Origin of the sequence: Streptomyces sp. WAC 06738 (assembly GCF_003945505.1) — a bacterium.
Lineage (GTDB): Bacteria > Actinomycetota > Actinomycetes > Streptomycetales > Streptomycetaceae > Streptomyces.
This window is the reverse complement of record NZ_CP029618.1, coordinates 7,008,565-7,024,050: the sequence shown is the minus strand read 5'-3', so window position 1 is coordinate 7,024,050 and position 15,486 is coordinate 7,008,565. Positions and strand designations below refer to the sequence as shown.

Below are 15,486 nucleotides of genomic sequence, written 5' to 3'. Positions count from 1 at the left end.
CCGGGCCCGGTCCGTACGCCGCCGCCACCCGCGGCATACGGACCGGGCCCGTGCACTTTCGCCGTCCCCGCCCCGCGCCCGCGCGCGCCGCGCCATGCTGGACCCGCCACTCCTTTCCCGCCGGCCGGGCGACGTGCGCCCCTCGCAGAGGTTCCGTGCAGAGGTGATGGAGGATCGCGGACCAGCGGCCTCCTCGGGTACGGTCGCCGCGCCGGGCGCCCCACCGTCTGAGGAGAGTAAAGCGTTGCGCGAGTTCACCGTGCCTCCCCTGGCAGACGCACCGAAGTCGGGGGGGCTGGCGGACGCGGTCTTCCAGCGGGCCGCGCAGGATCCCGGGCAGATCGCCTTCGCCCGCAAGGTCGGCGGCGAGTGGCGGGACGTGACGATAGGGGCCTTCCGCGACGAGGTGCTCGCCCTCGCCAAGGGGCTGCTGGCCGCGGGGCTCCGCTTCGGCGACCGGGTGGGGATCATGTGCAGGACCCGGTACGAGTGGACCCAACTGGACTTCGCCCTCTGGTCGATCGGCGCCCAGGCCGTGCCCGTCTACCCGACCTCCGCCCCCGACCAGGCGTACTGGATGCTGCACGACGCCGGTGCCGTGGCCTGCGTGGTCGAGAGCGCGGACCACGCGATGACCGTCGGCTCGGTGATCGACAAACTGCCCGGGCTCAAGCTGCTCTGGCAGATCGACGAGGGCGCCATCCAGGAGCTGAGCGCCGCCGGCGCGCACCTCGACGACGACGTGGTGGAGCGGCACCGCCTCGCCGTCACCCCGGACTCCCCCGCCACCGTGATCTACACCTCCGGCACCACCGGCCGGCCGCGCGGCTGCGAGCTGACCCACGCCAACTTCATGGCCGAGGCCGACAACATCCTGCTGCGCTACGAGGCCCTCTTCCGCCCGTACCAGGGAGAGCCCGCCACGACCCTGCTCTTCCTCCCCCTCGCGCACGTCTTCGGCCGGATGATCCAGGTCACCGCGGTCCGCGGCGGGGTGAAGCTCGGCCACCAGCCGGACCCCTCGGCACAGGTGCTGCTCGCGGACCTCAAGACGTTCCGGCCCAGCCTCATCCTGGCCGTACCGCACATCTTCGAGAAGATCTACGCCGCGGCCCGCCGCAAGGCCGAGACCGAGGGCCGGCTCGCGGTCTTCGACAAGGCCGCCGACGTCGCCGTCCGGTACGCCGTGGCCCGCGAGGACGCGTCCTTCGGCGTGGGCCGCGGGCCCGGCCCGGCGCTGCGGGTGGAGCACCAGGTGTTCGACAAGCTGGTGTACGCCAAGATGCGCGCGGCGCTCGGCGGCCGGACCCGCTTCGTGTTCTCCGGCGGCTCGGCCATCCAGCGCCGGCTCGGGCTGTTCTTCGCCGGCGCGGGCATCACGGTCATCGAGGGCTACGGCCTGACGGAGACCACCGCCGCCGCGGTCGCCAACCCGCCCGAGCGCCCCCGCTACGGCACCGTCGGCATCCCCATCCCCGGCATCACCGTCTACATCGCCCCCGACGACGAGGTGTGGCTGCACGGCCCGCAGGTCTTCAGCGGCTACATCGGCGACCGGCCGGGCGCCGCGGACGCGCTGCGCGACGGCTGGCTGGCCACCGGCGACCTGGGCAGCCTCGACGAGGACGGCTATCTGACGATCACCGGCAGGAAGAAGGAGCTGCTGGTGACGTCGAACGGCAAGAGCGTCTCGCCGGTGCCGCTGGAGGAGCGGGTGCGGGCGCACCCGCTGGTCTCGCAGTGCCTGGCGGTCGGCAACGACCGGCCGTACGTCGCGGCGCTGGTCACCCTGGACCCGGACGGCGTGGCGCACTGGCAGCTCATGCGCGGCAGGCCGTCGATGACCCCGTCCGAGCTGGTCAGGGACGGGGAGCTGGAGGCCGAGATCCGGCGGGCGGTGGTGGCGGCCAACACCCAGGTGTCGCCGCCGGAGTCGATCCGGACGTTCCGGATACTGGCCGTGCAGTTCACCGAGGAGCACGGGCTGGTGACGCCGTCGCTGAAGCTGAAGCGGAAGGCGATCGAGAAGGCGTACGCGAACGAGGTCGAGGCTCTTTACCAGACGTAGGCCCGGTCCGGATGGTGATCGAGGGAATGCCACGGCGGCCGATCGCGGTTAGCGTCGGGAGGGCGAACCGCCTGTACGCACTTTTCGACGAAGAGGGATGCATCCCACGTGAGCAACGTTCCGACCATCACCCTCAACAACGGCGTCACGATGCCGCAGCTCGGCTTCGGCGTCTGGCAGGTGCCCGACGCCGAGGCCGAGACCGCGGTGCGCACCGCCCTCGACGCCGGTTACCGGAGCATCGACACCGCCGCCATCTACGGGAACGAGGCGGGCACGGGCAAGGCCCTGACCGGGTCCGGCCTCCCGCGCGAGGAGCTGTTCGTCACCACGAAGCTGTGGAACTCCGAGCACGGCTACGACGCCGCCCTGCGCGCGTTCGACGACTCGCTGCGCCGGCTGGGCCTGGACCACGTCGACCTGTACCTGATCCACTGGCCGGCGCCGGCCAAGGACAAGTACCTGGACACCTGGCGGGCCCTGGAGAAGCTGTACGCGGACGGGCGGGCCCGCGCCATCGGCGTCTCCAACTTCCAGCCCGCCCATCTCCAGCGGGTCCTGGACGAGGGCACCGTCGTGCCCGCGCTGAACCAGGTCGAGCTCCACCCCGACTTCGCCCAGGCCGACGTGCGCGCCTTCCACGCCGCGCACGGCATCGCCACCGAGGCGTGGTCGCCGCTGGGCCAGGGCAAGGGGCTTCTGGACGAGCCGGTGCTGCGGGAGCTGGGCGAGAAGCACGGCCGCAGCCCCGCGCAGATCGCACTGCGCTGGCATCTGCAACTGGGCAACGTGGTCATCCCCAAGTCCGTCACCCCGTCGCGGATCCGGGAGAACATCGACGTCTTCGGCTTCGAGCTGGACGACGCCGACATGGCCGCCGTCGCGGGCCTGGACGCGGGCAACCGTATCGGCGACAACCCCGACGACGTGAACTGACGCACCCCTCCCCGCGGACGGCCGGTCGTCCCGCTCGGAACCGTTGCACCCGCAACCGCGTCTGAGGGGGCGACCGGAAGTCGATCATCGAGGGGGAGTCAGATGGCTGCACGGCCCGGACGTGAGCTCGACTGGGACGGCTGCTTCAACGTACGCGACCTCGGCGGGCTGCCCGCGGCCGGCGGCCGCCGCACCCGGCCCGGTGCGCTGGTGCGCGCCGACAACCTGGACGGGCTGACCGCCGCGGGCTGGGCCGCCGTCGCGGAGCACGGCGTCCGCACCGTGGTCGACCTGCGCAACGCCATCGACCACCGGCCCCGGCTGCCCCGCCCGGAGGGCATCGGGCTGGTCCGGGTGCCCGTGGACGAGCTGGCCGGGAACGTGCGCTGGTGGCGCGAGTGGGGCCACCTCGAAGGGACCCCGCTCACCTGGGCCGCCTATCTGGAGTACGTGCCGCAGGTGGCGGCGTCCGTCGTCCGCGAGGTCGCGGCGGCCCCGCCGGGCGGCATCGTGGTGCACTGCACCGCGGGCCGGGACCGCACCGGCTTCGCCTCGTTCGTGCTGCTGACGCTCGCCGGGGTGGCGGCGGCCGACATCGCCGCCGACTACCTGCTCAGCGGCCCCAACCACCGGCGGGCCGCGGCCGCCCTGGGCCACCCGGACCAGACGCTGGAGATCGCCGAGATCCAGGCCCGCTCGGGCCGTACCGCCACGCAGGTCATCACCGACACGCACGCGACCTTCGACGCGGCGGCGTACCTCGCCAAGGCCGGGCTGCCGGACGCGGCGGTCGCCGCGGCCCGGGAACGGCTGCTCGCGCCGGGGTGACGCGGCGGCCGCGGGCGTCAGCTCGCGCCGTGCTCCGGGGCGACGTCCTCGATCCGGCGCGCGAGGTCGAAGTCCAGCTCGGTGACCCGGCCGCCCACGCTGTGGGTGTTGACGGCGATATCGAGGGTGTTGTAACCGAGCGTGAGCATCGCGTGGTGCCCCAGCTCCTCCTGGATCCGGGAGACGTCCGCGACCATCGCCGCGGCGGGCGGGTGCGAGTCGAAGCGGTACGTGCGCGACAGCAGCTCCCCCTCGGCCACCGACCAGCCCGGAAGCCGGGCGAGCCGGTCCTCGGTGTCCTGCGGGGAAAGCGGTTCGACGGCCATGCGAGGGGCTCCCTTCGCGGCGGGGCGGTTCCCGGCCGACAGTACCCCGCGGAACTCGGTTACCGTCGATGACATGACGACCCCCGGTCTCCCCGTCACCCCAGGTACGCCGGCCGGCGGCACGCCCCGCACGGGCGGCCCCGACGACGTCGCCGCCACCGCGGGCGCCCTGCTGCGCAACTGGCGGGAGCGCCGCGGGCTGAGCCAACTGGAGCTGGCGCTGCGCGCGGACTCCTCGGCGCGCCACATCAGCTTCGTCGAGACCGGCAGGTCGCGGCCGAGTCGTGCGATGGTGCTCAAGCTCGCCGAGCACCTGGACATGCCCGTACGCGAACGCAACGCGCTGCTGCTCGCCGCCGGCCACGCGCCGCACTACCCCGAGACCCCGCTGGACGACCCGGCGATGGCCGAGCTGCGCCAGGGCGTCGAGCAGCTCGTCGCCGCGCACGAGCCGTTCCCCGCGGTGGTGGTGGACGGCGCGTACAACGTGGTGGCCGCCAACCGCGGCATCCTGCTTGTCCTCGACGAGGTGCCGGAGGAGCTGCTGCGCCCGCCGCTGAACGCGATGCGGCTGACGCTGCACCCCGACGGGCTGGCGAAGAAGATCCGCAACCTGCCGCAGTGGCGCGCCCATCTGCTGCACCAGATGGACCGCCAGCTCTCGCTGGTGCGCTCGCCCGCGCTGAAGGAGCTCTACGACGAGGTGGCGGCCTATCCGCTCCCGCCGGAGGCGGGCGACGAGGAGGTCGAGGAGGTCGGCGGCCGGGCCCCGTTCGCGCTGCCGCTGCGGGTGGCGCACGACGGGCACCTGCTGTCGTTCGTCTCGACCATCTCGACCTTCAACACGCCCATGGACGTGACGGTTTCGGAGCTCGCGCTGGAGACGCTGCTGCCCGCGGATCCGGAGACGACGAAGTACCTGCGCCAGCAGCTCGGCTCCTGACTTACCCGATCGGGGCAGGGCCATTCCCACCCACAAGCTTTCATAAACCTTTAGCAGGGCCTTATTTGACGGAAGGTCCGCCGTCGCGCAAGATCGGCGTGAACTGCCGGTCCCTTCCAGCGCGCCGGCGCCCGAAGGGAGCCCGTCATGGCCAGCCGTCGCGAAGTCCTTGCCACGTCCGCGGTCGCCGTCGGCGCGACCGCCTTACCGCTCTCCGCCGGCGCCCCCAACGCCCGCGCGGCGGTCGCCGACCCCGACCCGACCCGGCCGCCGGGCCGCGGCCCGAACGTCGTCCTGATCGTCCTCGACGACCTGGGGTACGGCGATCTCGGCTGCTACGGCTCGGAGTTGATCGACACCCCGCACCTGGACCGGCTCGCCCGCCAGGGCACCCGCTTCACCCAGGGCTACTCCGGCGCCCCCGTGTGCAGCCCGTCCCGCGCCGCGCTGCTCACCGGCCGCGTACCGCCGCGCACCGGCGTGCGCAAGGTGCTCAGCCGGGACGACTCGCAGGGGCTGCGGGCGGCGGAGAAGACGCTCCCCGGCTATCTGCGCGACGCGGGCTACCACACGGCCGCCATCGGCAAGTGGCACCTCGGCCGGCTCGACGAGAACCACCCGTCACGGCACGGCTTCGACTCGTACTTCGGCGTCGACGCGATGTTCTCCGAGGACTCGTACCCCACCGAGATCTGGCGCGACGGCGCCCCCGTGGGGACCCTGCGCGACGACGCCGACCTGGCGACGCTGACGCGCCGGTTCACCGACGAGGCGATCGACGTGATCGACCGCGCCGGGAAGCGGCCGTTCTTCATCTACCTCGCCGAGACCATGCCCCACCTCCCGCTCGCCGTGGAGCCGGAGTTCGAGGGCCGCTCCCGCGGCGGCCTCTACGGCGACGCCGTCGAATCCGTCGACCACCACCTCGGCCGCCTCTTCCGCGCGCTGGCGGACCGCGGCCTCGAACGGGACACGCTCGTCATCGTCGCCAGCGACAACGGCCCCTGGTTCGAGGGCTCCACGGGCGGGCTGCGCGGCCGCAAGTCCGGCTGCTACGAGGGCGGGGTGCGGGTGCCGTTCCTCATGCGCTGGACGGGCACCGTCCCGCGCGGCCGGGAGTCGCACCAGGTGGTCTCGTTCCTCGACGTGCTGCCGACGCTCTGCGGCCTCGCGGGCGTGGTGCCGGACCCCGGGGTGAAGCTCGACGGCACCGACCTGCGCACGGTGCTGCGGGGCGAGCGGCTGCGCGAGCGCCCGCCGGTGCCGTTCTTCCTCGGCCGGCACGCGGCGGCGGTACGCGACGGCCGCTGGAAGCTGCACGTCCGGCGGGCCGGACGGAACCAGCGCTTCCTGCCCGAGCTGTTCGACCTGGAGGCCGACCCGCGCGAGGTGGCGAACGTGGCCGCGCGCCGGCCCGAGGTCACCGAGCGGCTGCGCACGTACCTCGCCGCGCTGGAGGAGGACGTGGCCGCGGAGCGCCGCCCCGCGGTGGCGCTCACCGCGAAGCCCCCGCTCTTCGCGGGCCGCGCCAACACCCTGCGGGTACGGCTGTCGCGCGCGCTGCGTCCCGGGGGCGGCGGCGGCAAGGCCAGGGTCTCGGTGACGGTCGCGGTGCCGGAGGGCTGGACGGCGACGACCGTACGGAAGGCCGTCGACCTGACCGCCGCCCCGGTGGTCGAGATCGATGTCACCCCGCCGCCCGCGGCGGGCGCACCCGCCGGGCGGCTGCGCGGCCACCGGCTCACGCCCCTGGTCGTCGTCGACGGCCGGACGGTGACCGGCGCCGACGTGCAGGTGTACGCCGTGCCGCACGGCCGCGACGCGGCCCTCGCGCTCGACGCGGGACCCGACGGCCGCCCCGCGCTGCCCTCGTACCGCCATCTGACCCCCGCCACCGCCTGGGACCGGGCCGCCGGGTTCGGCTGGGTCTCCGCGCCGCCGCAGTCCCGCGCCCACGCGGGACCCGACCCGCTGCGCCGCGGCGTGGTCCGCGACCGGTCGGCGGCGGTGCTGCGGCTGCGGCTGGCCGCGGGGCGGCGCCGGATCTCGCTGCTCCGCGGCGACGACAAGCGGCCCACGCACGGTTTCACGGTGGCGGCGGACGGCGAGACGGTGATCGAGCCGGGCCCGCGGCTGCCCGCGGGGGCGTACCGCTGGGAGGAGTTCGTCCTCGACGGCGGACCCGAAGGCCGGACGATCGAGCTGGGGCTGAGCGGCACCGGGGGCAACAGGTGGACGCTCGTCGCGCTGGTGGTGCACTGACGCCGCCGGGTCCCCGCCCCGGCGCACCCGGGGCCGTCCAACCCGGCCGCCCCGCCCCTGACTTGCCCGAATGGCACCCGGACGTCCCCTCCCGTACACCTTCATAAACCTGTAATACGCTCTTATTTGACGCAGGGGCCGCCGAAGTCCGAGGATCGGCGGCACCTGCCGGTCTCCCTACGCGCCGGCGTCCGAAGGGAGTCCGTCTTGGTCAGCCGTCGCGATGTCCTCGCAGGATCGGCAGCGACGCTCGGTACGAGCGCGTTATCCGTCTCGGTCGGCGGGCCCCACCTGCGGACCGCGGCCGCACAGCCGGCCCGGCCCGCGGGCGGCGGCCCGAACGTCATCATGGTCCTCCTGGACGACCTCGGCTACGGCGACCTCGGCTGCTACGGCCATCCGCTGATCCGCACCCCGCGGCTGGACCGGCTCGCCCGCCAGGGCACCCGCTTCACCCAGGGCTACTGCGCCGCCCCCGTGTGCAGCCCCTCGCGCGCCGCGCTGCTCACCGGCCGCGTACCGCCGCGCACGGGCATACCGGACGTGCTGAGCCGCGACGACCCGCACGGTCTCGGCACGGCGGAGCGGACCCTGCCCGAGTACCTGCGCACCGGGGGCTACGTCACCGCGGCGATCGGCAAGTGGCACCTCGGCCGGCTCGACGCCCACCACCCGGCGCGGCACGGCTTCGACTCGTTCTTCGGCGTCGACGCGATGTACACGGCGGACACGTACCCCACCGAGGTCTGGCGCGACGAGCAGCCCGTGGAGACGCTGAACAGCGACGCCGATCTGGCGACGCTCACCCGGCGCTTCACCGACGAGGCGATCGACGTCATCGACCGCGCCGGCGACCGGCCGTTCTTCATCTACCTCGCCGAGACCATGCCCCACCTCCCGCTCGCCGTGGAGCCGGAGTTCGACGGCGTCTCCCGCGGCGGCCTCTACGGCGACGCCATCGAATCCGTCGACCACCACCTCGGCCGCCTCTTCGACGCGATCGCCGAGCGCGGCCTCGACCGGGAGACGCTGATCATCGTCGCCGGGGACAACGGCCCCTGGTTCGAGGGCTCGTCGGGCGGGCTGCGGTCCCGGAAGTTCGAGGTCTTCGAGGGCGGCGTGCGGGTGCCGTTCATCGCCCGCTGGACGGGCACCGTGCCGCGCGGCCGGGAGTCGGACGACGTGGTCTCCTTCCTCGACCTGCTGCCGACGGTGTGCTCGCTGGCCGGCGTCGAGCCGGAGCCGGGCGTGCCGCTGGACGGCACCGACCTGACGGCGACGCTGCGCGGCGCGCGGCTGCGCGAGCGCGCGCCGGTGCCGTTCTTCCTCAGCGCGCGGGCCGCGGCCGTACGCGACGGCCGGTGGAAGCTGCACGTCCGGCGGCGCGGCTCGGACCAGCGCTATCTGCCGGAGCTCTACGACCTCGACGCGGACCCGCGGGAGTCGGTGAACCTGACGGCGCGGCAGCCGGAGGTGAGCGCGCGGCTCCAGGAGTTCCTGACGGCGCTGGAGGAGGACATCGCGCGCGAGCAGCGCCCGCCGGTCGAACTCACCGCGGACCTGCCGCTCTTCGCGGAGCGCCCCAATGCCGTACGGGTACGGCTGACCCGCGCGCTGCGCCCCGGCGGCGACCCCGTGGCGGAGGTGACGGTGTCGCTGGCGGCGCCGGACGGCTGGGCGACGACGACCGTACGGGAGGTGGTGGACCTCGGCACAGACCCGGTGCTCGACGTCGAGGTCACCCCGCCCGCCGCGGTCGCCGCCCCCGCGGGGCGGCTGGCGACGTACGAACTGACGCCCCGCGTCGAGATCGACGGCCGGACCGTGACCGGCGAGCCGGTGCGCGGCTACGCCGTGCCGCACGGCGACGACGTGACCCTCGCGCTCGACGCGGGCCCGGCCGGCTCCCCGGTCACCCCCTCCTACCGCGCCCTGACGCCCGACTCCTCCTGGACGGAGGAGGCCGGCTACGGCTGGACGGGCGGAGCGCCGGCACCGATGTCCCGCGACCGCGGCGCCCCCGACGTCTTCCGCCGCGACATGGTCAACAACCAGCCCGCGGCGCTGCTGCGGCTGCGCCTGCCCGCCGGCCGGAGCACGGTCTCCGTGCTGCGCGGCGACGACGACTACGCCACGCCCGGGATCGTCGTCGCGGCGGACGGGACGGAGGTGCTCACGCCGGGACCGCAGGTGCCGGCGGGCGCGTACCAGTGGGAGGAGTTCGTCCTCGACGGCGGGGCGTCGGGCCGGGTGACCGAACTGCGCGTCGGCGCGCCGGAGACCGCGAACTGGAAGATCGTGGCGCTGCTGGTGCGCTGACGCGACCGCGGGCCGCCGCCCCGGCGAGTGGCGGGGCGGCGGCCCGTACGTCCGGGCGGTCAGCGCCCGGCGGCGGCCCGGAGGCCGCGCAGCAGCCCGTACTGCACGACGGCGAAGCCCAGCACGACCGCCGCCTGCATCGGGATCCACACGTATCCCGCGGTGGTCGGGTCGAGTACCCCGGTGACGAGGACGACGACGCTGGCCACCGCCCACGCGACGTTGATGTCGACCACCAGCGCCACCAGACGCGCGGGCGGCACGGGCTTGCGGGCGAGCCAGGCGACGTCGGCGGCGTAGAGGACGAGCACCGCGCCGAGCACGAGCAGCAGCCCGCGGTCCACGCCCAGGAGGTCGGCGACGGGCCCGGAGAGGGCCAGGTACGCCAGCCCGTTGGCACCGGTGACGACGGCGTCGAGGCCGAGCCAGCGGCAGAGCGTGATCTGCGGGGTGGAGGCGGCGGTCGGGGAGACGGCTGCGGACATGACGGATCACCCTCCGTAGGACGTAGGTACTGGTCAGAGCCGGAACCCGGGCCGGAGTGCGCCGGTCCGGGCTCCGATACCCCTACGGTGCCCGCCCCCGCTCCGCACGTCGATTACCGGCGAGGTAATGTCCGGCTCCCCACGGGCCGGCTCTGAGGCGGGCGACCTGCCGGTTTCGGCGCTATTGCGGTGCCGCGTCCGTGGCCCTACGTTTCCGGAAGCGGCCCGTGCCCGGCCTGAGATGAGACGGCGATGGAACTGGAACTGCGGCATCTCAAGCTCGTGCGCGCCATCGCGGAGACGGGGAGCCTCACCCGGGCCGCCGGCCGTCTCGGTCTCGCCCAGTCGGCGATCAGCGCGCAGCTCAAGCGCATCGAACGGGCCCTGGGCGGCCCGTTGTTCGTACGCGACCGGGCGGGCGCCCGGCCCACGGCCCTCGGCGAGCTGGTGCTCGACCGGGCGCAGGTGCTGCTGCCCGCGGTGCGGGAGCTGCAGGAGGAGGCGGTGCGGTTCGCGAACGCCTGGGAGGACATGCACCGGTTCCGGCTCGGCGGCACGCACGGGCCGCTGCTGGGGGCGCTGGTGGACCGGCTGGCGGCGCTCCACCCGGACGAGCCGGTGAGCACGTACACCTCCTGGTCGGTGCAGGAGATCAGCGAGATGGCGTCCTCGGGGCGGCTGGACTTCGCGCTGATCGGGGTCTGCGGCGAGAGCCCGCCGCCCGCGGAGGACCTGGAGTGGCGGGTCGTGGGCACGGACCCGGTCTTCCTCATGCTGGCCGGGGACCATCCGGCGGCGGACGAACCGGAGCTGGAGCTGGGGCGGTTCCGCGAGGAGCGGTGGACGACGGTGCCCGGCGAGGGGTGCTTCGGGGACTGCTTCTCGGCGGCGTGCGCGCGGGCCGGGTTCACGCCGACGCCGATTCTGGAGACCGACACCGTCTCGTGCGCGCACCTGGTGCAGGTCGGCCGCGCGGTGGGGCTGTGCCGGGCGACCATGCCGCCGACGCCGGGGATCGCCACCGTGCCGATCACGGGGACGCCGCTGAGCTGGCGGCACCTCATCGGCTGGCATCCGGAGTCGCCCGCGGCGGGCACGGCGCCCGCCGTGCTGATGTACGCGCGGGCGGCGCACGCGGAGGCGGCGCGGCGCAACCCGGTCTACGCGAAGTGGCTCGCCGCCCACCCCGGGTACGGCACCGCAGGCTGACGGGCCGCCCGGCCGCCGTCACCCGGCGCGCTGGTCCTCCGCCACCGGCTCCGCGCGCACCCCGGCCGCCGCCGCCCGGCGCACGACCGGGCCGCCGCACTCGCCGATCCACCGGCGCAGCACCCGGTGCACCGACTCGGCGCCCGCCAGCGTCTCCCCCGCCGGCACCGGCGGCGTCAGCCCCTCGGGCCAGAAGAGGAACGCCCGGCTCTGCTCGCCGCCGAGGCCGCCGTGCGAGCCGATCTGGTCCTCGAAGGCGTGCACGGTGCCGGTCCGCGGGTCGTACGAGGAGTTGACCATGATGTCCGCGGCGTGCGGGAAGCGCGCGGTGCGCAGCACCGTCCCGGCGGCGCCGGGCCCGAAGGGCAGCAGCGGGTCGATGCCGACGACCTTGCCGGTCTCCAGATGGTGCTCCGCCCCGTCGGCGCCGAGGACGACGGGGCCGTGCTCCTCGGAGCGCACCAGGACGAAGCCCACCCCGGGGTGCTCCGTCAGCGCCGGCAGCAGCGCCGGGTGGCGGCGCTCGATCGTCTCCCGGCTGGCGACGCCGGGCAGTTCGGGGAAGGACACCAGGCCCAGGTTCCCGGAGGCGAGCACCACGGGCTCCAGCCCGCGGCGCCCCTCGCCGTCGTGCCCGTCCTCAGGGCGCTCGGGCCGGCGCAGCGCGGCGCGGGCGGCGGTGCGGGCCTCGGCGCCGCTCCTGGTCTTGCCGACCCGCCGCGAGACGGGCAGCCCGCAGCCGGCGCGTACCAGGTCCTGCAGCGTGAGGCCGTACGCGGCGGCGAACGTCGGGCCGTGGCTCTGGCCGTGGTCCGACAGCAGCACGATGCGGTACGGGCGCGGGGCGTGCTCCGCGGCCTTGGCGATGAGCGCTATCGAGCGGTCGATGCGGCGCAGCACCTGCTGGGTGTCGCGGTGGTGCGGCCCGGCGTAGTGCGCCACCTCGTCGTACGCGACGAGGTCGGCGTAGACCGCCGTGCGCCCGGCGAGCATGTCCCCTATGACGGAGGCCACGACGACGTCCCGGGAGACGACGGTGGCGAAGGCGCGGATGAACGGGTACAGCCCGCCGCGGCCGACGCGCGGCGTCTCCCGGCGCAGCCGGGAGCGGAGCGACTGGAAGACCTCGCGGACGGCCTCGGCGACGAAGGAGGCGAAGGTGCGGGAGGCGTTGGCGGGGTCGGAGAAGTAGGCGAAGTACCCGGCGCGGGAGCGGGTCTTCTTGTTCCGCCGGACGGCGACCGAGAGCACGAGGGCGAGCTGGGTGGCGCCGCCCGTGAAGAGGTTGCCGCGGCTGGCGGTGTCACCGGGCTCGCCGGTGGCCAGCAGCCCGCCGGGCGCGCCCGGGTCGGCGGCGCGGGCGGCGGCCCGGCGCTCCAGCTCCTGTGCGGTGGAGGGATGGCTGCAGACCATCACCTCGCCGGTCTCCTTCTCGTACCAGCGGAAGGCGGGCACGTCCTCGTTGGTGCCGTGCAGGATGCCGAGCTGACTGGCGCCCGTCTGGCTGGACCAGTCGGTGCGCCAGGGGATGAGCCGGTGGCTGGTGCCGTGCCAGGAGGCGACGGTCTCCATCACCGGCGGCAGCCGGTGCGCGAGCAGCCGCTGCCCGCCGAGGCTGCGCCCGCCGGCCCGCTCGCGCTCCTGGAGCGCGGCGTGCAGCACGTCGTGGCCGACGCCGTCGAGCTGGAGGAAGACGATGCCGGGGGCGGCGTCGGGGGACACCGCGGGCGCGCCGCGGCGGTACGCGAGCCGGGCGAGCCGGCGGCGGTACGCGCCGTCGTCGCGGACGGTGAGCGCGGTGCTGGTGGCGGAGGACGCGGCGGACATCACCGCGGCGACGACGACGGCGGTCTCCGGGTTGGCCTCGCCGCGTCCCGTGGGGTTGAGGCTGAGCGCGATCAGCAGCAGGGAGCCGTTGAGGAAGAAGACGAGCAGGCCGAGCACGAACGCGGGCACCAGCAGCAGGGCCCGGACGAGCACGGGCCAGACCAGCGCGGAGAGCACGCCGAAGACGCCGGCGCCGACGGCGGCGGTGACGGCGATGTGGGTGGCGCTGTCGCCGCCGGGCGCCTGGAGCCGGAAGTCGGGCAGGGCGCCGGCGAGGATGAGCATCGTCACCGTGCCGACGGCCCACACGACGACGATCCGGCCGAGGCCGCGGGCGGCGGCGCGGCGGCCCTTGCGCGTGGCCGCGGCCCGCAGGACGGTCAGGCCCGCGCGGGATCCGGAGCCGGTGCGGGGCGGGTCGTCCTCGTCCGTACGGGACGGGTCTTCCGGCTCCGTACCGGGTTCCTGGCCCGGCTCCGCGGCGGACCGGTCGTCCGGCTCCGTGCCGGACCCGGGCCCCGGCTCGGTGCGGGACAGGGGGTCCGGGTCCGTGCGGGACCCGGCGTGCGGCCCGGACCGGGGGTCCGGGCCGGGTCTGGTGCCCTCCCCCGCGCCCTCCCCGGACGCGGGCTCCTCACCCGGCCCGGAGTACCCGCCGGGCGCCTTCCGCGGCTCTGCCATGCGCTGTCTCACCTCCGCTCCTGTCGTACCAGCCTTCCACAGCCGGGCGGCAACCCGTTCCGCCCGGAGCCGCGGGGCCGCACGGGGCGGGCGGGACGCCGTACCCTCGGTGGGGCCGGAGCTGGTGGTGGCGGCGGAGGGAGCGGGCGTTGCCGGTCGAGATCACGTGGTGGGGGCATGCCACCGCGACCGTGCGGGACTCGGGGGTGCGGGTGCTGACCGACCCGCTGTTCGTACCGCGGCTGATGCACCTGCGGCGGCGCCGCGGCGCGCTGCCTCCGCCCGCGGCCGCGATCGCCGACGTCGTGGTCGTCTCCCACCTGCACTCCGACCACCTGCACCTGCCGTCCCTGGCCAGGATCGCGCCCGGCACCCGGCTCGTGGTGCCGCACGGCGCCCGGGGCGCCGTCCCCGGGCTGGGGCGGCTCGCCGACTCGCGCGGGCTGCGGGTGACCGAGGTGCGCCCGGGGGACGAGGTCGCCGCCGGGCCGCTGACGATACGCGCCGTGCCCGCCGCCCACGACGGCCGCCGCTGGCCCTACGGGGCGCGCACCGCGCCCGCGCTGGGCTACGTCTTCGAGGGCGAGGCCCGCACCTACTTCGCCGGCGACACCGGCCTCTTCGACGGCATGGCCCGCGCCGTGGGCCCGTGCGACGTGGCGTTGCTGCCCGTGGGCGGCTGGGGCCCGTTCCTCGGCCACGGGCACCTCGACCCCGGCCGCGCCGCCGAGGCGCTGGCCGAGCTGGCACCGCGCGCGGCGGTGCCGGTGCACTACGGCACGTACTGGCCGATCGGCATGGACGCCGTCCGCCCGCACGAGTTCCACGCCCCCGGCCACGACTTCGTCCGCCGGGCCGCGGCGCTGGCGCCCGAGGTGGCGGTGCACCGGCTGGGGCACGGCGAGGGCATGCGACTGGAGGCGGCCCGTTGAGGCTGCCCAACGCACCGCCCGAGCTGCTCGCCGCCGCCCGGGACGTGGCCCCCGCGCAGCAGGCGGTGGGCTACCCGTCGCTCTTCCTGCTCGTGCTCGTCGGATCGCTGGTGCCCGTGGTGCCGACGGGCGCCGTGGTCAGCTCCGCCGCCGTCGTCGCCTTCCACCACGAGGCCGCGTACGCGCTGCTGCTGGTCTTCGGCACCGCCGCGATCGCCGCCTTCCTCGGCGACGTCGCGCTGTACTGGCTGGGCGGCCGCGGCGTGCGCTCGCGCAACGGCTCGCGCTGGCTCGACCGGCTGCGCGACCGGGTCGCCCCCGGGCAACTCGCCCACGCGCAGCGGAGGCTGGAGCAGCACCGGATCTCGGTGCTCGTGCTGTCGCGGCTGCTGCCGGCCGGGCGGATCCCGGTGATGCTGGCGTGCCTGCTGGCGCGGATGCCGCTGCGCACGTTCGTCCGGGGCAACTTCCCGGCCTGTCTGGCATGGGCGGCCACGTACCAGTTGATCGGCATCCTCGGCGGCTCGCTCTTTCCCGAGCCGTGGCAGGGCGTGGCGGCGGCGGTGGCGCTGACGGTGCTGATCAGCGTGGCGCCGCCGGTGTGGCGCCGGTTGCGCGGCCACGGCGGCCAGGGGAGGGGCGCGTAGCACGGACGCGGCCACGCGTGCGG

12 protein-coding genes are annotated in these 15,486 nt (G+C 75.1%); 9 read left to right on the top strand and 3 right to left on the bottom strand.

Going from position 1 to position 15,486, the window contains the following annotated elements; all coding sequences use genetic code 11:
- Positions 1–244: 244 nt before the first annotated feature.
- The 3 genes from DMB38_RS30645 to DMB38_RS30635 all read left to right on the top strand — a co-directional run bounded on the left by DMB38_RS30645 (position 245) and on the right by DMB38_RS30635 (position 3,832).
- Complete coding sequence (locus DMB38_RS30645; RefSeq protein WP_125937868.1) at positions 245–2,068, top strand: AMP-dependent synthetase/ligase; 1,824 nt, start codon at positions 245–247, stop codon at positions 2,066–2,068.
- 108 nt (positions 2,069–2,176) lie between these two features.
- On the top strand, positions 2,177–3,004 hold the full coding sequence (locus DMB38_RS30640) for an aldo/keto reductase (RefSeq protein WP_125937867.1): 828 nt from the start codon (positions 2,177–2,179) through the stop codon (positions 3,002–3,004).
- A 102-nt stretch (positions 3,005–3,106) separates the two neighbouring features.
- Positions 3,107–3,832, top strand: coding sequence for a tyrosine-protein phosphatase (locus tag DMB38_RS30635; RefSeq protein WP_125937866.1), 726 nt, complete (start codon positions 3,107–3,109; stop codon positions 3,830–3,832).
- Between the two features lie 17 nt (positions 3,833–3,849).
- On the opposite strand, the gene DMB38_RS30630 is transcribed toward DMB38_RS30635, so the two are convergent.
- Positions 3,850–4,158, bottom strand: coding sequence for a 4a-hydroxytetrahydrobiopterin dehydratase (locus DMB38_RS30630; protein WP_047018810.1), 309 nt, complete (start codon positions 4,156–4,158; stop codon positions 3,850–3,852).
- Positions 4,159–4,231: 73 nt separating this feature from the next.
- Between DMB38_RS30630 and DMB38_RS30625 the strand changes: the two genes are divergently transcribed.
- From DMB38_RS30625 to DMB38_RS30615, 3 genes are all read left to right on the top strand, one after another.
- Positions 4,232–5,101, top strand: a complete 870-nt coding sequence (locus tag DMB38_RS30625) for a helix-turn-helix transcriptional regulator (RefSeq protein WP_125937865.1) — start codon at positions 4,232–4,234, stop codon at positions 5,099–5,101.
- A gap of 147 nt (positions 5,102–5,248) precedes the next feature.
- Positions 5,249–7,363 carry a sulfatase gene (locus tag DMB38_RS30620; protein ID WP_125937864.1) on the top strand — a complete coding sequence of 705 codons (2,115 nt, stop codon included), beginning with the start codon at positions 5,249–5,251 and terminating at the stop codon, positions 7,361–7,363.
- Positions 7,364–7,570: 207 nt separating this feature from the next.
- Entirely contained in the window at positions 7,571–9,682 is a 2,112-nt protein-coding gene (locus DMB38_RS30615) for a sulfatase (RefSeq protein WP_240662552.1), read from the top strand.
- A 59-nt stretch (positions 9,683–9,741) separates the two neighbouring features.
- Here DMB38_RS30615 and DMB38_RS30610 read toward each other — a convergent pair whose 3' ends face one another.
- Positions 9,742–10,167, bottom strand: a complete 426-nt coding sequence (locus DMB38_RS30610; protein ID WP_125937863.1) for a hypothetical protein — start codon at positions 10,165–10,167, stop codon at positions 9,742–9,744.
- 252 nt (positions 10,168–10,419) lie between these two features.
- On the opposite strand from DMB38_RS30610, the gene DMB38_RS30605 reads away from it, so the two are divergent.
- Entirely contained in the window at positions 10,420–11,376 is a 957-nt protein-coding gene (locus DMB38_RS30605) for a LysR family transcriptional regulator (RefSeq protein ID WP_125937862.1), read from the top strand.
- Positions 11,377–11,394: 18 nt separating this feature from the next.
- Here DMB38_RS30605 and DMB38_RS30600 read toward each other — a convergent pair whose 3' ends face one another.
- The gene (locus DMB38_RS30600; protein WP_125937861.1) at positions 11,395–13,884 is read right to left on the bottom strand and encodes a phage holin family protein; all 2,490 of its coding nucleotides are present in this window, start codon (positions 13,882–13,884) and stop codon (positions 11,395–11,397) included.
- 149 nt (positions 13,885–14,033) lie between these two features.
- On the opposite strand from DMB38_RS30600, the gene DMB38_RS30595 reads away from it, so the two are divergent.
- Both DMB38_RS30595 and DMB38_RS30590 read left to right on the top strand, forming a co-directional pair.
- Positions 14,034–14,816, top strand: a complete 783-nt coding sequence (locus tag DMB38_RS30595) for an MBL fold metallo-hydrolase (RefSeq protein WP_125937860.1) — start codon at positions 14,034–14,036, stop codon at positions 14,814–14,816.
- Positions 14,817–14,818: 2 nt separating this feature from the next.
- Complete coding sequence (locus DMB38_RS30590; protein WP_125939385.1) at positions 14,819–15,463, top strand: VTT domain-containing protein; 645 nt, start codon at positions 14,819–14,821, stop codon at positions 15,461–15,463.
- Positions 15,464–15,486 lie beyond the last annotated feature (23 nt).